This is a genomic window from Clostridium sp. CTA-17 (assembly GCF_054767895.1).
This window is the reverse complement of record NZ_BAAABF010000007.1, coordinates 1-21950: the sequence shown is the minus strand read 5'-3', so window position 1 is coordinate 21950 and position 21950 is coordinate 1. Positions and strand designations below refer to the sequence as shown.

The window sequence follows — 21950 nt, the reverse complement described above, 5'->3', positions numbered from 1 at the left end:
TTTCCTATTAATCTTGCTATAATGTTGATAAAGATAGAAGGTTAGGAGGATAAATATGCAATATGGAGTTAAAATTGATAATTACAAAAGAGTAAAGGATTCAGAAAATGTAAAAAATAATATGAAAATAGAAGCTTCTAATATTGGGCTTATTATGGCTATGGTTGCAGGTGTTTTAATAAGTAGAGTGTATTTAGATATGACTTTTGGAGTAGTTCAAGTATTAGCTCCATTTGGATTAGCATATTTAATTGCAATAACAAATTATGAAAGAAAATATATATTATCATCAAGTTTAGGAGTTATAGTAGGGTATATTACCTTGTTTAATAAGGTTAGCAACTTTTCAGCTTACATAATAATATCAACTATAGTTACCATAATTTCTATGAGTAAACTAAATAAAAAGGCTAGAAATATAGCAAGTTTTATTATTGTATTTTCAGGATTATTTGTTTATGGAGTTTTAGTAGGAAGTTCAGATATAATTTTACACTTAATAGGTGCAATTTCAGTAACAGCCTTAGTTTTTCCTATATATTATGTTGTGAGTTATACATTAAAATGCATAGAAGAAATAAATACTCAACACTTTTTTTCAATAGATGAAATTGTAAGTATAGAATTATTTATATGTTTATTAATAGTTGGAATTGGAACCCTATCAATAAATGATATTAGCTTTAGAAATATAGCAGCTATACTTTTTATTGTAGCTTTAGCCTTTATTTCAGATACTAATATGGGTGCTGGAGCAGGTATAACTATGGGGATAATATTAGGGTTTGCTACAGGAAATCTTATGGAGAGCATAGCTATTTATGGAGCTTGTGGGTTAGTTGCTGGAATATTTAGAGAGTCAGGAAAGCTTTTTACAGCCTTATCATTTAACATAATTTTTGTAATAGTAACTTTATATTCTGGAGTGTTTAATAATATTTCATTTATAGAAGCCTTAGTTGGAACAGGTATATTTCTTTTAATTCCTAAAAAAATATATAATAAAATTTCTTTAGAAATAAATAAGGATAAAAAGGTTGGGCATTTTAGTGAAGTTAGATTCGCTGAATTTAAGGATGAATTAACTGAAAGATTGAAAGATTTTACTGAAGTTTTATCTATAATGGGTAAGTCATTAAATAATCTAGTTTGTAATGATAAATTGGCTATAAAAAATAAGGGTAATGCATTGGTTGAAAATTTATCAGATAGAACTTGTAGTGATTGTGATATGAGATATATGTGTTGGAAGAGAGAACTTCATCAGACTTACAATGCTTTTTCAGATTTAATAAGAAATTATGAAAATAATTCAGGTACTTTTCCTCATGAGCTTGAGAAAAAATGCATAAAGAAATATGCCTTAGTGAAAAATCTAGAGGACATAATGAATATCTATATGGTAAACGAAACATTAAAGAGTAGATTAGGAGAGGGAAGAAAAATCTTATCTAATCATATAAATAATATGTCAGTTACAATTAGTGAAATAGTTGATGAATTTGGAAATGAACTTCATCTATGTACTGATGTAGAAAAAAGTATTAAAAAGGCTCTTTTAAAATATGGTGTTAATTTTGGAAGTTTAATATGTTATAACGATAAAAATGGAAGGATTAAAATTAAGATGCAAATGGAGAATTGTATGGGATCTCAAGCTTGTATAAAAACAGTTCTTCCTATAATAAGCGAAACCATAGGAAAAAATATGAGTATTGGAAGTGAAGGATGTAATATAAATAGCAAAAATAATATGTGCGAGGTTGTTATTGAAGAAGCTCCTAAATATCATATTAATTCTCATGTAGCAGTTGCAACTAAAGAGGGAGAAAAGTTCACTGGAGATTCATATTCATATGGTAGAACAAAAGATGGTAATTATATAACTGTAATATCAGATGGTATGGGGTCAGGACCAGAAGCAGGACTTGAAAGTAAAGTTTCTGTAGAAATAATAGAGAAATTTATGGAAGTTGGTTTTGATGAAAAAATAGCTATTGATGCAGTTAATGCAATTATGAGTATAAAGTTTAGTGAAGATGAAAAGTTTTCTACATTAGATATGAATAAGATAGATTTATATACTGGAAATGCTAAGTTTATGAAAGTTGGAGCTATAGAAAGCTTTATAAAGAGAGGAAATAAAGTAGAAGTTATAAATTCAAATACTCTTCCATTTGGTGTTTTAGAAGAACCAGATGTAGATACTGTTGAAAAGCAAGTAGGAAATGGAGATGTAATAGTTAGTATAAGTGATGGTATTTTAGATGTTAAAAACGATGGAAGTTTTGATACTACATGGTTAATTGAATTTTTAAAGAATACTAAGTATAGACAACCTAAAGATTTATCAATAGCTATTTTAGAAAAAGCCAAGGAGTTAAGTGGAGGAAAGGCTAAGGATGATATGACAGTAGTTGTATCTAAGGTTTTTGGAATAAATTAAGAAAAGGAGAGTGTATAAGAACTAAATAAAATCTATAATTTATTTCATGTATAGATTTTACTTAAAAGAAGAGTTCTTATGCACTTTCTTTTATTTTTAAGTAAATAATTAAATTTATTATTTAAAATTAATTATACGAACTTTTTTAAGAACATAATGGATTTTTTATGTGTTATAATATTAGGGCAAAATATAATATTTATGGAGTGAGTTACAATGAAGAAAAAGGTTATAGATTTTATAAAGGAAAACTCCATGATTGAAAGTGGAGATAAGGTTTTAGTAGCTTTATCAGGTGGTCCAGACTCAGTATGTTTACTACATATTTTAAGTGAACTTAGGGAATTATTACACATAGAAGTATATGCAGCCCATGTGAATCATTGTTTAAGAGGAGAAAGTGCTTTAAAAGATGAAGCTTATGTAGAAGAACTTTGTAAGAATTTAAATATAAAATGTTTTGTAAAAAGAGTAGATATAAATAAGATAAGTGAAGAACAAAACATTTCTACAGAAATGGCTGGAAGAGAAGAGAGATATAAATTCTTTGAAGAACTAAAAAATGAATATTCATTAGATAAAATAGCTATAGCACACAATGCTAATGATCAAGCAGAAACTCTTATTATGAGAGCTTTAAGAGGAACTGGTATAGAAGGATTAGTTGGAATTAAACCAGTTAGAGATGGTATTTTCATAAGACCTATATTGATTTTAAGAAGAAAAGAAATAGAAGAATACTGTGAAATAAATAATTTAAATCCTAGAATAGATGAAACTAATTTAGAAGAAATATATTCTAGAAATAAAATAAGGCTTAAGGCAATACCATTTATAGAAGAGAATTTTAATCCTGATATAGTTGCTACTTTAAATAGATTAGCTTATAGCTGTAGTAAGGATGTAGAGTTTATACAAGAAGAAGTGGAAAAGAGATTTCCTAAACTTTGTATAAAGGAAAATCACAGCATTCTTATTAAAGAAGAAGCCTTTAATGAAAAGGAAGCTCTATTAACAAGAATAATAAAAAAGGCATTATTTGAAGTAAGTTCTAAACATAATAACTTTGAATTAAAACATATACAGGACATAATTGCCTTAAAAGATAAAGGGACAGGAAAGCAAATTAACATAACTAATGGGGTAATTGCTTTAAATGAATATGGAGATATAAGAATAAAATTAGTAGATAGCAAAAAGGCTAAAGAGAATAAAGTTTTAAATTTAGAAAATATTAAAGATGAACTAGATAAAAATCAAAAAGTTGTAATAGAAGATGATATTTTAGGAAATTATGAATTAATAGTAGAAGATTTAAAAAAAGGTGAAAAATTTTCAAAAGATAGATTTATAAAGTCTTTTGATTATGATAAAATTTCCAATATAGATATTAGATTTAGACAAAATGGAGATAAAATAATTCCTTTAGGAATGAAGAGTAGCAAAAAGCTAAAAGATATATTTATAAATAATAAAATACCTAAAGAAGAAAGAGATTTTATACCCTTAGTGCTATTTAATAATGAAATAGCATGGATTGTAGGATCTAATGTTAGTGAAACATTTAAAGTTACAAATAAAACTAAAAAGGTAATTAAAATTACTTTTAAAGGAAAGGAAAATTAATTATGATAAGAGACATAAAAGATGATGTTAAAAAAGTTTTATATTCAGAAGAACAATTAGCTAAACGTGTAAAAGAGATGGCTGAAGAAATTAGTAAAGATTATGCTGGAAAAGATTTATTAGTTGTTGGTATCTTAAAAGGCTCAGTATTATTTACTTCAGACCTTATTAAAAATATAAGCATACCATGTGAAATAGATTTTATGGCTGTTTCAAGTTATGGCAACTCAGCTCAAACTTCAGGAGTTGTTAGAATATTAAAAGACTTAGATAGTGATATAGAAAATAAGCATGTTCTTATAGTTGAAGATATAGTTGATACAGGAACCACTTTAAGCTATCTTTTAGAATATTTAAAGGCTAGAAAAGCAGCAAGTATAGAAATAGTTGCTCTATTAGATAAAGAAGCTAGAAGAACTTCAAATGTTTCAGCAAAATACAAAGGATTTGATGTACCAGATGAATTCATAGTTGGATATGGAATAGACTATGCTGAAAAATATAGAAATTTACCATTCATAGGTGCTTTAAAAGAAGAAATTTACAAGAAGTAATTCAAAATATTGTAAAGTAATATTTCTTATGTTAAAATTCATTAAAAATGATAGTCAGAGAGGGGGGCATAGAGATGAAAAAATTACAAAGTATGATTACTTATATAGCTATTTTTGCTGTAGTGCTTATGTTTGCATTTGCTTTTTATAGAAATGGAACTCAAGGAAAAGTAATATCATATAGTGAATTTAAAGAAGCGTATGTAGAAAATAAAATTGAAACAATGACCATAAAAGAAGATAAAATGTCAGTTGATGGGGTTTTTAAAGATGGTAAGAGGTTTACTTCATATGTTTCAAATAAGATGTTAGACAATCTTTTACAAGAGACTCAAGGGGTAGAAACTGTAATAAAGTATACTCCACCTAATAATATGGGAATTTGGATTAGTTTCCTTCCAACAATACTTATAATAGGTTTAATAATCTTTGGTTTATTTATGTTCACACAGCAAGCTCAAAACAGTGGTGGAAATAGAGGGGTAATGAATTTCGGTAAAAGTAAAGCTAAGATGGCTAATTTAGACGGAAAGAAAGTTACATTCAAAGATGTTGCTGGTGCTGATGAAGAAAAAGGTGAATTAGAAGAGATTGTTGATTTCTTAAAACAACCTAAGAGATATATAGAAATGGGAGCAAGAATACCTAAAGGAGTTCTTTTAGTAGGGCCTCCAGGAACAGGTAAGACACTTCTTGCAAAAGCTATAGCAGGAGAAGCTGGTGTTCCTTTCTTTAGTATATCAGGTTCAGATTTCGTTGAAATGTTTGTTGGAGTTGGTGCTTCAAGAGTAAGAGATTTATTTGAGCAAGCTAAGAAAAATGCTCCATGTATTATATTCATAGACGAAATCGATGCTGTTGGTAGACAAAGAGGTGCTGGACTTGGTGGCGGTCATGATGAGAGAGAACAAACATTAAACCAATTACTAGTTGAAATGGATGGTTTTGGAGTTAATGAAGGGATAATTATGATAGCTGCTACAAATAGACCAGATATCTTAGATCCAGCATTATTAAGACCAGGAAGATTTGACAGAAGAATTTTAGTAGGTGCACCTGATGTTAAGGGTAGAGAAGAAGTTCTAAAGGTTCATACAAGAAATAAGCATCTATCAGAAGATGTAGATTTAAAAGTTTTAGCTAAAATGACACCAGGATTTAGTGGCGCAGATCTTGAAAACTTAACTAACGAAGCTGCATTATTAGCAGTTAGAGGTGGTAAAAGTAGCATAGATATGGCAGACATTGAAGAGGCTATAACAAGAGTAATAGCTGGACCGGAGAAGAAGAGTAGAGTTGTTAGTGAATATGATAGAAGAATCACTGCAGTTCACGAATCTGGTCACGCTGTTGTAAGTAATGTTCTAGAGTATGCAGATCCAGTTCATGAAATAAGTATAATTCAAAGAGGAATGGCTGCAGGATACACAATGAATTTACCAGAGGAAGATAGAACTCACACATCTAAGAAACAACTTAAGGATAAGATGGTTGAACTTTTAGGTGGAAGAGTGGCTGAGAAATTAGTTATTGGAGATATAAGTGCCGGTGCTAAAAATGATATAGATAGAGCTAGTCACATTGCTAGAAGTATGGTTATGGAATACGGAATGAGTGATGTTATTGGACCTATATCATTTGGTAATAGCGATGGTGGAGAAGTATTCTTAGGTAGAGACATTGGAAAGAGTAGCAACATAAGTGAAGAAACTAGCGCTAAAATAGATGAAGAAATTAAGAAATTAATTGATGAAGCTTACAATAGAGCAGAATCTATATTAAAAGAAAATATCAATAAATTAAATGCAGTAACTGATGTGTTACTTCAAAAAGAAAAAATTGATGGTGATGAGTTTAGAGAAATATTTAAAAACTCATAGTTAAAAGAGGTACTTAAGTACCTCTTTTTTTATAATTATTATTTAATTAAGAATTGTTTTATATTATAATTTCACTAAAGATATTTTAATAATACGAACAATTTTTATAAAATATATAAAATTGTTCGATAAAACTCTTTGTTTTTTAATAAATTATGGGTATAATATTAAGTAGATTACTTTGGAATGAGGTGCGGAATTATGAAAAATGATATTGAAATAGCACAAAGTGCTAAAATGGAGCCAATAATAAATATTGCTAAAAAAATAGGTCTTGAAGAAGATGATATTGAGCTTTATGGAAAATATAAATGTAAGATATCTTTAGATGCAATAAAAAGACTAGAAAATAATAAGGATGGTAAGCTTGTTTTAGTTACAGCTATAAATCCAACACCGGCAGGAGAGGGAAAATCTACTGTTACAGTAGGATTAGGACAAGCGTTAAATAAAATAGGAAAAAATACTGTTATAGCCTTAAGAGAGCCATCATTAGGACCTGTATTTGGAATAAAAGGTGGAGCAGCTGGTGGTGGATATGCTCAAGTAGTTCCTATGGAAGATATAAATCTTCATTTTACAGGGGATATGCATGCAATAACTTCAGCTAATAATCTTTTATGTGCAGCTATAGATAACCATATTCATCAAGGTAATTTATTAAGAATAGATTCAAGAAGAATTGTATTTAAAAGAGTTATGGATATGAATGATAGAGCTTTAAGAAATATAGTTGTTGGAATGGGTGGTAAAATAAACGGATTCTTAAGAGAAGATGGATTTATGATCACTGTTGCATCAGAAATAATGGCTATATTATGTATGGCTAGTGATTTAGAAGACTTAAAAGAGAGAATGGGAAATATTTTAATTGCATATAACTTAGATGGAGAGCCTGTTTATGCTAAGGAATTAGAAGTTCAAGGAGCTATGGCTTTACTTATGAAAGATGCCATAAAACCTAACCTTGTTCAAACTTTAGAAAATACTCCAGCAATAATTCATGGAGGACCATTTGCAAATATAGCTCATGGATGTAATTCAATAATAGCAACTAAGACAGCTTTAAAAATGAGTGATATAACTATAACAGAGGCTGGCTTTGGAGCAGATTTAGGTGCAGAAAAATTCTTAGATATAAAATGTAGATACGGAAATTTAAATCCTGATTGTGTAGTTTTAGTAGCTACTATAAGAGCTTTAAAACATCACGGTGGAGTAAAGAAAGATGAATTAAATATATCAAATGTAGATGCTTTAAATAAAGGAATGAAAAACTTAGAAAAGCAAATAGAAAATATAAAAGCTTATGGAGTACCAGTTGTTGTTGCTATAAATAAGTTTATAACTGATTCAGATGAAGAGGTTAAAGCTATAGAAGACTTCTGCAAAAATATAGGAGTAGAGGTTAGCTTAACAGAAGTTTGGGAAAAAGGTGGAGAAGGTGGAATTGATTTAGCTAATAAAGTTATAAAAACAATGGAAAGTGAGCCTTCAAACTTTAAGATGATTTACGATTCAGAAGAATCAATAAAGGATAAAATACTAAAAATAGTTCAAACTATATATGGCGGAAAAGGAGTAAACTATACTCCTCAAGCTCTTAAACAAATAGCTGAAATTGAGAAATTTAATTTAGATAAACTTCCAATATGTATGGCTAAGACACAGTATTCATTATCAGACAATCCAAGTCTTTTAGGAAGACCTGAAAACTTTGATATAACTGTTAAAGAGGTTAGAGTTTCAAATGGAGCTGGATTCATAGTTGTTTTAACAGGCGATGTTATGACAATGCCAGGTTTACCTAAAGTTCCTGCTGCTAATAGAATGGATATAAAAGACAATGGAGAAATAGTAGGATTATTCTAAATGTTTAGATAATTTTAAGGCTTATATGACACTGTTAAAAAAATAGTCATATAAGCCTTTTTTTATTTAAAAACTAGTAATTGTAATTGCTTGACAAATGTATAGTAGTTGTTAAAATTAATATTGTTATATAAAGGGTACATGGTATTTTCCGGACAGCTTTATTAGCTGTCTTTAATTATATTAAGGTGGTGTAAAACACATGATTTTATTAATAGATGTAGGTAATACAAATATAGTTTTAGGGATTCATGATAATGAAAAATACATAGCATCATGGAGAATATCTACAGATTCTAAGAAAACATCAGATGAATATTCAATACAAGTTATGCAACTATTTAATCAAGCAAAATTAAATCCAGAAGAGGTTGAAGGAATAATAATTTCTTCAGTAGTTCCTAATATAATGCATTCTTTAGAAAACATGGTTAGAAAATGTTTCTGCAAAGAACCTATTGTAGTAGGGCCTGGAATAAAAACTGGAATTAATATAAAATATGATAATCCTAAAGAGGTTGGAGCAGATAGAATAGTAAATGCTGTAGCTGCTTTTGAAAAGCATAAAAAACCTATGATAATAATAGATTTTGGAACAGCAACAACATTCTGTGCTATTACTGAAAAGGGAGATTATTTAGGTGGAAATATATGTCCAGGAATTCAAATTTCAGCAGATGCTTTATTTGAGAGAGCTGCAAAGCTTCCAAGAATAGAACTTGAAAAACCAAAGAGTGTAATTTGTAAAAATACAGTTACAAGTATGCAAGCTGGAATAATTTATGGATATATTGGAAAAGTTGAATATATAGTTAAACGTATGAAAAAGGAAATGATGGACTTAGGAGAAAAAGAACCATTTGTATTAGCTACAGGAGGGCTAGCTAAACTTGTTTATAGCGAAACGGATGTAATTGATGAAGTAGATCGTAAATTAACTTTAGAAGGGCTTAAGATTCTTTACGAAAAAAACAAGGAGTAGAAAGTAATGAAAATATCAAACATAGTTTTAGAAAATAATGTTTTCTTAGCACCTATGGCAGGGGTTACAGATATATCTTTTAGGGGATTATGTAAAGAGATGGGTGCAGGAATTGTTTGCACTGAAATGGTTAGTGCAAAGGCATTGTACTATGGGAGTGAAAATACAAAAGAATTAATGAGAATTGCAGATGAAGAAAAACCGGTATCTTGTCAGATGTTTGGAAATGATCCAGAGATAATGGCTTATGTCACTGAGAAGCATTTTAATACAAATGATGATATATGTATAATAGATGTTAACATGGGATGTCCTGCACCTAAGATAGTAAAAAATGGTGAAGGTTCAGCCTTAATGAAAAATCCTAAATTAGCTTATGAGATCATGAGTAGCATAAAAAAAGTTGCAACAAAGCCTGTAACAGTTAAGTTTAGAATGGGTTTTGATGAAGAAAATATAAATGCTGTTGAGTTTGCTAAAATCATGGAAGAAGCAGGAGTAGATGCCATTGCTGTACATGGAAGAACTAGGGCTCAAATGTATGAAGGAAAAGCTAACTGGGATATAATAAGACAAGTAAAGGAAGCAGTTAATATTCCTGTTATAGGAAATGGAGATGTATTTACTGCGGAGGATGCTTTAAGTCTTAAAAATCAAACTAACTGTGATGGAATTATGGTTGCAAGAGGAAGTATGGGAAACCCATGGATCTTCAAGCAAATAGTTCAGAAATTAAATGGAGAAGAGGTTTATATGCCTACTCCAGAAGAAAAAATAGATATGTGTATAAGACACTATAATTTATCACTTAAATATGATGGAGAGTATAAGGCTGTAAGAGAAATGAGAAAACATGCAGCTTGGTATATAAAAGGATTAAATAATTGTACTGAAGTTAAGAATAGGCTTAATTTAGAAGCAGATCCAGAGAAGATTATGGGTATCCTTAATGAGTATAAAGAATATTTAATGAAAAATGATTTATAATATTTATCATAAATGGGGATATAACTGGATATAATAAAGCATCAGTAAAATATTAGATGTTTAATTTATACAAATAAAGGTGAGAATTAAAGCTAAATAATGATTTTTTATTTAGTGTATTCTATCTTATATAATATATAGTTTGACATAATAATCTTTAGGAATTATAATAATTTGAATAATTAGGCTTAATAATCTTAAAGTTTTTATGAATTGTATATTAACAGGTTAAGTTTAAATATGATATTATAATAATATGTTCAAAGGGGAGAAAGAAAATGAGCGAAAAGAAACATATAATGACATATGAAGGTGTTAAAAAATTAGAAGATGAATTAGAATATCTTAAAACAGTAAAAAGAAAAGAAATAACTGAAAAGATAAAAGTTGCTTTAGGATACGGAGATTTAAGTGAGAACTCAGAATATGATGAAGCTAAAAATGAGCAAGCTTTCACTGAAGGAAGAATAATTCAGTTAGAAAACATGCTTAAAAATGCTGTTGTTGTTGATGAGTCAGAAATATCAACAGATATAGTTACAGTTGGATCAATCGTTAAGGTTATGGACTTTGATTTTGATGAAGAAGTTGAGTATTCAATAGTTGGTTCAGCAGAAGCAGATCCAATGAACTTTAAGATATCAAATGAATCACCAGTTGGTGAAGGGTTAATGGGTAAAAAAGTTGGAGATGTTGTAGAGATAGAAGTACCAGGAGGAACTACTAAGTTCGAAGTTCTTGGAATAAGAAGATAGATAATATAGATGGAGGGATTTTTAAATGTCAAATGAGGAAATAAATATTCACGAAGCAGAAGAACAATTAAGTGAACAAGAGATGTTAAGAAGACAAAAGCTTGTTGAATTACAAGAAGCTGGTAAGGACCCATTTGATGTATACAAGGTAGAGAGAACACACTCTTCTGCTGATGTAAAAGATAATTTTGAAGAGTTAGAAGGTAAAGAAGTAAAAGTTGCTGGAAGACTTATGTCAAAAAGAGGTCAAGGTAAAGTAGTATTCGCTGATTTAGCAGATTTACCAGGAAAAATTCAATTATTTATTAAGATTGATAACGTTGGAGAGGAAGCTTTAAAGGAATTTAAAACTTTCGATTTAGGTGACTGGGTTGCTGCAACTGGAGAAGTATTTAAAACAAAAATGGGTGAAGTTTCAGTAAAAGTAACTTCATTTGAATTAATCTGTAAATCTTTAAAACCATTACCAGAAAAATGGCATGGTTTAAAAGACCCAGACTTAAGATACAGACAAAGAGAAGTTGATATAATAACAAACCCAGAAGTTAAAGATACTTTTATTAAGAGATCACAAATAGTAAAAGCAATAAGAGAATTCTTAGATAATAGAGGATTCTTAGAGGTTGACACACCAATTCTTTCACCAATAGCTGGTGGAGCTGCTGCTAGACCTTTCATAACTCACCACAATGCTTTAGATATAGATATGTATTTAAGAATTGCTACTGAGTTATACTTAAAGAGATTAATAGTTGCTGGATTTGAAAAAGTTTATGAAATGGGTAAAAACTTCAGAAATGAAGGGGTTTCAGTAAGACATAATCCAGAATTCACTGCTATAGAGTTATATGAAGCATATGCTGATTACAATGACATGATGGAAATCATGGAAAACATGATTGCTTATGTTTGTGAAAAAGTAAATGGATCAACTAAAGTTACTTATGAAGGAACTGAAATAGACTTCACACCACCATGGAGAAGAATTACTATGGTTGATGCAGTTAAAGAATTTGCTGGTATAGATTTCAACGAAATTAAGAGTGATGAAGAAGCTCAAGCTATAGCTAAAGAGAAAAACTTAGAATTCCCTAAACCATTAGATAAGGTTACTAAAGGTGAAGTTCTAAATATGTTATTTGAAGAATATGGTGAAGATAAATTAATCCAACCTACATTCTTAATAGATTATCCAGTAGAGATATCACCTCTTACTAAAAAGAAAAGAGGAAATGAAATGTTTACTGAGAGATTTGAAGGATTTGTATATGGTAGAGAAGTATGTAACGCATACTCAGAGCTTAACGATCCAATAGTTCAAAGAGAAAGATTTGAACAACAAGCTAGAGAAAGAGAATACGGAGATGATGAAGCATACATGTTAGATGAAGAATTCATGAGTGCTTTAGAAACTGGTATGCCTCCAACAGGTGGATTAGGAATAGGAATAGACAGAATGATAATGTTCTTAACTGACTCTTCATCAATAAGAGACGTTATATTATTCCCAACAATGAAACCACAAAAATAGTTTATATAAAGTAGAAGTTTACTAAAAAGTAGACTTCTATTTTTTATTTTATTTGAAGGGAAAAAGCCTAAAAAAATTCCTGATTATTTTTAAAATCTACTTAAAAAAACTATTGTATTTTATTTGAAATATGATATAATAAAATTGTAAATGTTCCTCGGTAGCTCAATGGTGGAGCACTCGGCTGTTAACCGATAGGTTGGAGGTTCGAGTCCTCTCCGAGGAGCCATTTTTTTTATCTAAAATTAATTAAGAAAGAATTTATAAATATATAAGCTTTTGTATGTTTATAAATTCTTTTTTTATTGACATATAATTTAGTTTTGATAAAATTAAGAGTATAACTAAATATGTACTATGATGAAGAAGAGTAGTTTTAAAATCTTTTTTAGAGAGATAACGGTTGGTGAAAGTTATTAAAGGTTTAAAATGAAGGGAGCTTTTGAGTACAATTATTTTGAGAGATGAGCTTTTGCTAAAAAGGGTGGAACCGCGGAATTTTATTTCGTCCCTTTGAATGTAATGGCTTTTTTTATTTATATAAAGCCCTTAGGCTGTTAATCTAGATGAGTATTTCTAGCAGTGAATAAAACTGTTAGAAATATTTCTCAAGGAAGTTTAAAGTTCTTTATAAAGTGAAGAATTAATATAAAATAAGTTATTTAATATAAATGGAGGTAATTGTAATGGCAGTAGAAAAAACTATGGATAAAATAGTAGCCTTATGTAAAAACAGAGGATTTATATTCCCAGGTTCAGAAATATACGGTGGACTTGCAAACTCATGGGATTACGGCCCACTAGGAGTTGAATTCAAAAATAACGTAAAAAGAGCTTGGTGGAAAAAGTTTGTTCAAGAGAGCAAATATAATGTTGGATTAGATTCAGCTATATTAATGAATAGAGAAGTTTGGGTTGCATCAGGTCACGTTGGTGGATTCTCAGATCCTCTAATGGATTGTAAAGAATGTAAAGCTAGATTCAGAGCAGATAAATTAGTTGAAGATCATATGACTGCAAACGGAGCAGAAGTTGCTACAGCTGATGGATGGAGCAATGAAGAGTTAATGGACTACATAACTAAGAATAACATAGTTTGTCCAAAATGTGGAAAATTAAACTACACAGATATAAGAAAGTTCAACTTAATGTTTAAAACTTTCCAAGGAATAACTGAAGACAGTAAAAACGAAGTATATTTAAGACCAGAAACTGCTCAAGGTATATTCGTAAACTTCAAATCAGTACAAAGAACTACAAGAAAGAAAGTACCATTTGGTATAGCTCAAATTGGTAAATCTTTCAGAAACGAAATAACTCCAGGTAACTTCACTTTCAGAACTAGAGAGTTCGAACAAATGGAGCTTGAGTTCTTCTGTAAACCAGGAACTGATTTAGAATGGTTCAACTTCTGGAAAGATAGTTGTTGGAACTTCTTATTAAACTTAGGAATGAAAGAAGAAAACATAAGAATGAGAGATCATGGAGAAGAAGAATTAAGCTTCTACTCAAATGCTACTTCAGATATAGAATACTTATTCCCATTTGGATGGGGAGAACTTTGGGGAATAGCTGATAGAACAGACTATGACTTAAATAAGCATGCTGAACACTCAGGTCAAGACATGACTTACTTAGATCCAACAACAAATGAAAAATATGTACCATATGTTATAGAGCCATCATTAGGAGCAGACAGGGTTGCATTAGCATTTTTAGTTGAAGCTTATGATGAGGAAGAATTAGAAGGAGCTAATGGAAAAGTAGATGTAAGAACAGTTATGCACTTACACCCAGCTTTAGCACCATTTAAGGCTGCTATATTACCACTTTCTAAGAAATTATCAGAAAAAGCTGATGAGGTATATGCTGAATTAAGCAAACACTTCAATGTTGATTATGATGAAACAGGAAGTATCGGTAAGAGATATAGAAGACAAGATGAAATAGGAACTCCATTCTGTATAACAGTTGACTTCGATACTTTAGAAGATGGATGTGTAACTGTAAGAGACAGAGATAACATGGAACAACAAAGAGTTAAAATAGAAGATGTAAGAGCTATAATAGAAAAAAGCTTAGAATTCTAGTTTAAAAGCAAAAATAAAAACTTATAAATATATTACTTACATATATTTATAAGTTTTTTTTATTTATGATTTTAAAGTACTAAAGGACATAGTTATGAATTTTGTTTTACAATTACGGACAAATGTATTTTTCGTGATATAATTTTATATGAAATTTATTGAAATGCTTTAAGGGAGACTGAAATATTATGATAAATGAAAAAAGAGTTTTAGAAAGTTTTTTAGATTATGTCCAAATAGATAGCGAAACTTATGAAGAAGGTAATTTTGCTAAAAGATTAGAAAAGGATTTAATGGAAGCTGGATTAGAAGTTGAATTTGATAACAGTGGAGAAAAAATAGGTTCAAATACAGGAAACTTAATAGCTAAATTAAAAGGTAATGTAGAAGGAGAAACTATTCTTTTTGCATGTCATATGGATACTGTTAAACCTGGTAAAGGAATAAAGCCAATAATAAAAGATGGAGTTATATATAGTGACGGGACAACTATATTAGGTGGAGATGATAAAGGTGGAATAGCTGCTATAGTTGAAGCCTTAAGAGTAATAAAAGAAAACAACATAGACCATGCTAATATAGAAGTTGTATTTACAATAGCTGAAGAAACAGGTCTTTTAGGAGCTAAAAATTTAGATTATTCAAAAATAAGTGCAAAAAAAGCATTCCTTTTTGATACAAGTGGAGATCCAGGATTTATAACTACAATAGGACCTGCTCATGATACTTTAAAGGTTACTATAAAGGGAAAACCTGCCCATGCTGGAGTTTCACCTGAAGAGGGAATAAGTGCAATTTCCATAGCTTCAGATGCTATATCAAACATGAAACTTTTAAGAGTAGATAAAGATACTACTGCTAATATAGGAAAAATTTCAGGAGGAGTTGCTAATAATGTAGTTTGTCCTGAAGTAATAATAGATGCAGAAGCAAGAAGTACAGTTACAGAAAAATTAGATGCTCAAACAAAACATATGGTAGAAACTTTTAAAGCTTCTGCTGAAAAATTTGGTGGAGAAGTTAATATAGAAGTAAATAGAATGTATGGTGCTTTTGTTATAGATGATAATGAAGATATAGTTTTACATGCAAAGAGAGCATTTAAAAACTTAGGCATAAATGGAGAAACTAAAGCCTCAGGTGGTGGAAGTGATACAAATATATTTAACTGTAATGGAATAAAGGCAGTTAATCTTTCAAGTGGTGAAAGAAAGCCTCATACTTTAGAGGAACATATGAAAATTGAAGATTTAGGAACAATATCAAAAGTGGTTCTTGAATTAGTTAAAGAAAGTATAAATAAATAATTTTAATTTTAAGGATGAAGAATTTTCTTCATCCTTTTTCATAAGTTTTTTTAAGTGTATATTTATTTTGGAGGATTTAAAAAATTAATTATAATCAATAATATTTTAAAATAGATAAATTTATGAAAATAAGTGGTATTATATATAATAATTATTTTTATTTGGGAGGTTGCTATGAGTATGAGTTTTTTAAATAAAGGAAATAAAATAGGGATAATAAGTTGTTCAAATGGAATTAGCATAAAAAATAAAAACATAATAGATGAATTAAAACTTAATTTAAAAAGTTTAGATATAGAGATGGTTGAAGGAGATACACTATATGCAAAAGAATATAATCTTTTTAGTGGGACAGGAGAAGAAAAAGCTAGAGCTTTAGAAAAATTATTTTTAGATAAAGATATAAAAATGATTTTTGATATTTCTGGTGGAGATTTAGCTAATGAAGTTCTAGATTTTTTAGACTTTAATTTAATAAAGGAAAATCCTAAACCTTTCTTTGGATATAGTGATTTAACAGTATTGCTTAATGCTATATATTCTCAATGTGATATAACTACTTATAATTATCAATTAAGAAATTTAATTGGTAAGTTTAAAGAGGAGCAAATGCAAAATTTTAAGGCTTCTTTTATAGAAGGCAAAGAGGATATATTTAATTTAGATTATGAATGGATAAATGGAAGTTATCTTGAAGGAATAGTTGTTGGTGGTAATATAAGATGTTTATTAAAATTGGCAGGTACAAAATATATGCCTGATTTTAAGGATAAAATATTGTTTTTGGAAAGTTTTAGTGGAAATTCAGCTAAGATGGTAACTTATATAACTCAATATAAAAACTTAGGTGTTTTTAATGAGGTAAAAGGAATAATATTAGGCGAGTTTACTGAAATGGAAAGAGAGGATTTAAAGCCTGATATAGTAGAAATATTAAAGAGAGTTATAGGAAAAATTAATATTCCAATATTAAAAACAAGTAACCTTGGACATGGTGCAGATGCTAAATGCATACCTATAGGAAAATATTTAATCTTTAAATAAATGACTTTATTAAATTATTTTGATAATATAATATATTATGAAACAATGAAGAATTTTTATAGGTTGTTAAGAAATCAGGGGGTTTATTAAAAATGACAGTAAATGAGCAAAACTTAAAAGAAGAAGCTTTAAGATGCTTAATGTGCAAAAATCCAAGATGCAAGGCTAATTGCCCAATAAGTACACCTATTCCAGAGGTAATAGGATTATTTAAAGAAGATAAAATAAAAGAGGCTGGGGAAATTTTATTTGAAAACAATCCTTTATCAGTAGTTTGTTCCATAGTATGTCCTCATGAAAATCAATGTAAGGGGAATTGTATAAAGGGAATAAAGGAAACACCAGTAAACTTTAGTGAAATAGAGAGAGAAATATCAGAAGAGTTTTTAGATAATCTAGAACTTACTCAAGATACTATTTTAGAAGATAAAATTGCTATAATAGGTGGAGGTCCTGCGGGAATAACAGCTGCATTTATATTAGCTAAAAAGGGATATCAAGTAACAATATTTGATGAAAATGATAAAATTGGTGGAGTATTAAGATATGGAATACCAGAGTTTAGACTTTCTAGAGATATAATAGATAAATATGAAGAGGCACTTCTTAAGTTAAATGTTAAAATAAGACCTAACACTTTAATAGGAACAGTTATAACTTTAGATATGTTAAAAAGTGATGGTTATAAAGCGATATTTATAGCAACTGGAGTTTGGAATCCTAAGACTTTAAATGTTAAGGGAGAAACTTTAGGTAATGTTCACTATGCTATAGATTATTTAAAAGCACCAAAATCATATAATCTTGGAGAGAGAGTAGTTGTAATTGGGGCTGGAAATGTTGCAATGGATGCTGCTAGAACTGCAAAGAGAAATGGTGCAGATACATATGTGCTTTATAGAAAAAGCTTTGAAGATATGCCAGCTACTAAGGTTGAAATAGAAGAGGCTAAGGAAGATGGTGTAAAATTTGAACTTTATAAAGCTCCTTTAGAGATTTATGAGGATGGAGTAAAATACATACAAACAGAAAGAGTAATTTCTGAGGATGGAAGAGTATCATTTAAAACCTTAGAAGGTAGTGAAGGTGTGTTTAAATGCGATTCAATAATAGTTGCCATAAGTCAAGCTCCTAGAACTAATATAGTATCTAGTAGTAGAGAGCTTTCAACAGATAAATATGGCTTAGTGGTAACTGATGAAAAGGGAATAACAACACTTAATGGAGTTTTTGCTTCAGGAGATGTTGTAAGTGGTCCTAAAACTGTAGTTGAGGCAGTTGCAAATAGTAAAAAGGTTGCTTATGCTATAGATGAATTTTGCAAAAATAATTAAAAAGTAATTAATTTTAATATTGAATTAAATAATAAACAAGGCTGTAGGAAGTTTATATAAAATAAATTTTCCTACAGTTTTTTATGTAATTAAAAGAGCTAAGCATTGAATTAATAATAGATTAAGCTTGTGCAGGAAAAGAAATTATTATTTAACTCTAAATAAAAAACTCTAGAATTTAATTTAGATTTTACTAAATTGTTCTAGAGTTTTATAAATATTATTTATATTACATTTTATTAACGAGTTTTAGGTTTAAATCCATTAGCTCTAAATCCAGGTCCATCAGAAACTATTCTACCTATACCTCTAATTTTTCCAGAGATACATTCTCTACAATGAGCAGGTGTATCGCCTGTACATATTTTACCTGGATATAAGGCATAAAGTTTTCTATATTCACCTTCAGTAACGTTAGGCATTACTACATTTGCTCCGCATTGAAGAGCTATTACTCTTCCTTGTTTATTTAATGTTTCCATAGCTGTTGTAGCAGGAATATTTATATCAGGTAAAAGTAATCTAACTATAGCCATTACTTTTAGGGCTAATTCAAATTGTCCACCTTCAGCATCTTTTAGTGGAGTATCTTCATTTGGAATAAATGGTCCTATACCATTCATATCTACATCAAGTTCTTTGAAAAATAAAATATCATCAGCTAAGGATTCTATTTTTTGACCAGGAAGACCAACAAGACAGCCACTTCCTACTTCATATCCAAGTTTTCTTAAGTTTTTAAGACATTGAATTCTATTTTCATGACTCATACCTGGATCAAGTTCTTCGTATAATTCTCTATCTGTTGTTTCAATTCTTAAAAGGAATCTATCAGCACCAGCTTTTTTTAAGGCTTCATATTCTTCAAAAGGTCTTTCACCTATACTTAATGTTAAGGCAACTCCTAAAGCTTTAAGATCTTTAACTATAGGAACTAAACGCTCAACAGTATAATAATCATCTTCACCGCCTTGAAGAACTAAAGTTTTATATCCATAACCAACGGCTTTTTTTGCAAAATCTATAATCTCTTCATGAGAAAGTCTATATCTATTAAGATTTTTATTATCTCTTCTAAGACCACAATACATACAGTTTCTTTTACATATGTTAGTGAATTCTATAAGTCCTCTTAAATGCACTTCATCACCAAGATATTTTTTTCTAACTTCATCAGCAGCTTTAAAAAGTTCTTCATTTATAGAATCATCTTTTAATAAGGCTATAATTTCATCTCTTGAAAGTTCATGAGTTTCTTTTGCTTTTTGTATAATAGTATTCATATTAATCCTCCTAATTAATCTGGGTATAAGGATTTTAGATATTAAAAATTACTCTTTTTATCCTAAAATAATTATTAATTAATAATTATAATTTAACAAGCTCTTTTAAACAATATAGTTAAAAATAGATTAATAATTTATTATAACATGAATATTTTTAGAAAATCATCACTAGAACAAAATAGAAGAATTCTGAATAAGTTATAATAATATGGAATGGAAAATTCCATAGTGTTATAATTAGAAAGAAATGGGATACAATTTATAAAGAACCATTATTAATATTGGTAAAAATTTTGGAGGCCACAAAATGAAGAGAGACTTTAATGAGTTTAAAGAATTTATAAAGGGAAAAAATGTAGCAGTTGTAGGAATTGGGGTAAGTAATATACCTCTTATAAAGTTTTTAGTTAAACTAGGAGCTAAAGTAACTGCTTTTGATATGAAATCAGCTGAAGAGTTAGGTGAAATTTCAAAAGAATTTGAAATATTAGGAGTAAATTTAGAACTTGGAAAAGGTTATTTAGATAGATTAACTGGATTTGAGGTTGTATTTAAAACACCATCTATGAGAATAGACAGTGAAGCTTTAGTAAGATGTAAAAATCAAGGTGCATATATTACTTCAGAGATGGAGGAATTCGTAAGATATTGTAAAGGTAAAGTTTACGGGGTAACTGGTAGTGATGGTAAAACAACAACTACAACAATAGTGTCTAAGTTATTATCACAAGAGGGATATAAAACTTGGACAGGAGGAAATATAGGTACTCCATTATTCTCAAACATAGAAGAAATAAAAGAAGAAGATAAAGTTGTATTAGAATTATCAAGTTTTCAGCTTATGACTATGGATGTTGAAATTGATGTAGCAATAGTTACTAATATAACTCCAAATCACTTAGATATGCATAAAGATATGCAAGAATATATTGATGCTAAGAAAAATGTTTTCAAATATCAAAGAGAAAATGATCTTTTAGTAATTAATGATGAAAATGAAATAACTAAAAATTTAGATAAAGAAGCAAAAGGAAAAGTTGTTAGATTTAGTTCAAAGAAAACAGAAGGAGAAGATGCATACTATAAAGATGGAAAGTTATATGTTCATGGTAAAGAAGTATGTAAAAAAGATGATATAATCATAAAGGGAATGCATAATGTAGAGAATTATTTAGCTGCATTCTTAGCTGTTTATGATGAAGTATCAATAGAATCAATGAAAAAGGTAGCAGAAACTTTTGGAGGAGTTCATCATAGATGTGAGTTCATAAGAGAAGTTGATGGAGTAAAATATTATAATGATTCTATAGCATCAACTCCAACAAGAACTTTAGCTGGATTAAAAGCTTTTGAAAAACCAGTTATACTTTTAGCAGGAGGATATGATAAACATGTACCTTTTGAGCCTTTAGCTTATGAAGGATATGAAAAAATAAAAGCTATAGTATTATTTGGAGTAACTAAAGAAAAAATAAAAGCAGCTTTCAAGAGATTAGAAGAAGAAAAAGGAATTCATGTACCAGTATACTCAGGAGAAAGCTTAGAAGAGGTAGTGAATATAGCTAAATCAATAGCTGAAAATGGAGATATAATAACACTTTCACCTGCTTGCGCAAGTTTTGATATGTTTAAAAACTTTGAAGTAAGAGGAGATAAGTTTAAGGAAATAGTAAATAATATATAATGAGATAAATATATCTTAAAATGAGCCATATTATGATTTTAGTTTAATTAATTATATGAAATTATTAAAGCTAAAAAAATAATATGGCTTATTTTTATTTGAATTTTAAATTGTTTTTATGTATAAAATATACTTCAGCAGACAATAATATATATGTCTCTTATGAAAATAGATAAAAACGCAACCTGGAGTATCAATAGTTGGATTTTAAACTAAACATAAGAAAAGTTAAGTATTTAAAGAATATTTTAGTAAAAGCTTGTTATTTATAATAAAATGTTATTGCTTATGATGGTAAGATAAATCTCGTCGCTAAGAGACACAGAAACAACTTAACAAAACAAATTAAAAGTTTTGAAAAAAGTTGTTGACAAAGTTTCAAAGTGATGTTAAACTAAGAAAGTCGCTTGAGGGCGACAAAGGAATGGTCTTTGAAAATTAAACAGAAGATATTAACATAAACCAGCAATTCTTTTATAAGTAATATGAGTATAGATTAAACTTTTAAATTGAGAGTTTGATCCTGGCTCAGGATGAACGCTGGCGGCGTGCTTAACACATGCAAGTCGAGC

15 protein-coding genes, 1 tRNA gene, 1 rRNA gene and 1 other annotated feature are annotated in these 21950 nt (G+C 29.2%); of the genes, 16 read left to right on the top strand and 1 reads right to left on the bottom strand.

All coding sequences use genetic code 11. The annotated features are described in order from the left end of the window. Positions 1-55 precede the first annotated feature (55 nt). The 14 genes from spoIIE to ACYUCG_RS11290 all read left to right on the top strand — a co-directional run bounded on the left by spoIIE (position 56) and on the right by ACYUCG_RS11290 (position 18408). The gene (gene spoIIE, locus ACYUCG_RS11355) at positions 56-2446 is read left to right on the top strand and encodes a stage II sporulation protein E (RefSeq protein WP_460268650.1); all 2391 of its coding nucleotides are present in this window, start codon (positions 56-58) and stop codon (positions 2444-2446) included. A 216-nt stretch (positions 2447-2662) separates the two neighbouring features. After that, the gene (tilS, locus tag ACYUCG_RS11350; RefSeq protein ID WP_195381804.1) at positions 2663-4072 is read left to right on the top strand and encodes a tRNA lysidine(34) synthetase TilS; all 1410 of its coding nucleotides are present in this window, start codon (positions 2663-2665) and stop codon (positions 4070-4072) included. 2 nt (positions 4073-4074) lie between these two features. Next, on the top strand, positions 4075-4626 hold the full coding sequence (gene hpt, locus ACYUCG_RS11345) for a hypoxanthine phosphoribosyltransferase (protein WP_081092172.1): 552 nt from the start codon (positions 4075-4077) through the stop codon (positions 4624-4626). 74 nt (positions 4627-4700) lie between these two features. Continuing rightward, positions 4701-6506: an ATP-dependent zinc metalloprotease FtsH gene (gene ftsH / locus ACYUCG_RS11340; RefSeq protein ID WP_060795996.1), complete on the top strand. Its 1806-nt coding sequence runs from the start codon at positions 4701-4703 to the stop codon at positions 6504-6506. 201 nt (positions 6507-6707) lie between these two features. Next, a complete protein-coding gene (locus ACYUCG_RS11335) occupies positions 6708-8378 on the top strand; it encodes a formate--tetrahydrofolate ligase (RefSeq protein ID WP_060795997.1) in 1671 nt (556 codons plus the stop codon). A 202-nt stretch (positions 8379-8580) separates the two neighbouring features. Further along, positions 8581-9360, top strand: coding sequence for a type III pantothenate kinase (locus ACYUCG_RS11330; RefSeq protein WP_003450343.1), 780 nt, complete (start codon positions 8581-8583; stop codon positions 9358-9360). Positions 9361-9366: 6 nt separating this feature from the next. Further along, the gene (gene dusB, locus ACYUCG_RS11325; protein ID WP_003459360.1) at positions 9367-10347 is read left to right on the top strand and encodes a tRNA dihydrouridine synthase DusB; all 981 of its coding nucleotides are present in this window, start codon (positions 9367-9369) and stop codon (positions 10345-10347) included. A gap of 278 nt (positions 10348-10625) precedes the next feature. Then, positions 10626-11102, top strand: a complete 477-nt coding sequence (greA, locus tag ACYUCG_RS11320) for a transcription elongation factor GreA (RefSeq protein WP_003450338.1) — start codon at positions 10626-10628, stop codon at positions 11100-11102. A gap of 25 nt (positions 11103-11127) precedes the next feature. Further along, positions 11128-12633 carry a lysine--tRNA ligase gene (gene lysS, locus ACYUCG_RS11315; protein WP_003450333.1) on the top strand — a complete coding sequence of 502 codons (1506 nt, stop codon included), beginning with the start codon at positions 11128-11130 and terminating at the stop codon, positions 12631-12633. A gap of 154 nt (positions 12634-12787) precedes the next feature. Further along, positions 12788-12862: transfer RNA gene (locus ACYUCG_RS11310), tRNA-Asn, on the top strand. A 119-nt stretch (positions 12863-12981) separates the two neighbouring features. Then, positions 12982-13149, top strand: a binding site (T-box leader). Between the two features lie 170 nt (positions 13150-13319). Continuing rightward, positions 13320-14723, top strand: coding sequence for a glycine--tRNA ligase (locus ACYUCG_RS11305; protein WP_003450306.1), 1404 nt, complete (start codon positions 13320-13322; stop codon positions 14721-14723). Positions 14724-14911: 188 nt separating this feature from the next. After that, on the top strand, positions 14912-16030 hold the full coding sequence (locus ACYUCG_RS11300; protein WP_460268649.1) for a M20/M25/M40 family metallo-hydrolase: 1119 nt from the start codon (positions 14912-14914) through the stop codon (positions 16028-16030). A gap of 174 nt (positions 16031-16204) precedes the next feature. Then, positions 16205-17074, top strand: a complete 870-nt coding sequence (locus tag ACYUCG_RS11295; RefSeq protein WP_460268648.1) for a S66 family peptidase — start codon at positions 16205-16207, stop codon at positions 17072-17074. Positions 17075-17166: 92 nt separating this feature from the next. Further along, the gene (locus ACYUCG_RS11290; RefSeq protein WP_460268647.1) at positions 17167-18408 is read left to right on the top strand and encodes an NAD(P)-dependent oxidoreductase; all 1242 of its coding nucleotides are present in this window, start codon (positions 17167-17169) and stop codon (positions 18406-18408) included. Positions 18409-18647: 239 nt separating this feature from the next. Here ACYUCG_RS11290 and hydE read toward each other — a convergent pair whose 3' ends face one another. Then, the gene (gene hydE, locus ACYUCG_RS11285; RefSeq protein ID WP_460268646.1) at positions 18648-19691 is read right to left on the bottom strand and encodes a [FeFe] hydrogenase H-cluster radical SAM maturase HydE; all 1044 of its coding nucleotides are present in this window, start codon (positions 19689-19691) and stop codon (positions 18648-18650) included. Positions 19692-20001: 310 nt separating this feature from the next. Here hydE and murD point away from each other — a divergent pair, with 310 nt between their 5' ends. Beyond that, on the top strand, positions 20002-21378 hold the full coding sequence (murD, locus tag ACYUCG_RS11280) for a UDP-N-acetylmuramoyl-L-alanine--D-glutamate ligase (protein ID WP_110021359.1): 1377 nt from the start codon (positions 20002-20004) through the stop codon (positions 21376-21378). 505 nt (positions 21379-21883) lie between these two features. Next, positions 21884-21950 (top strand): 16S ribosomal RNA (locus ACYUCG_RS11275); the annotation flags it as partial.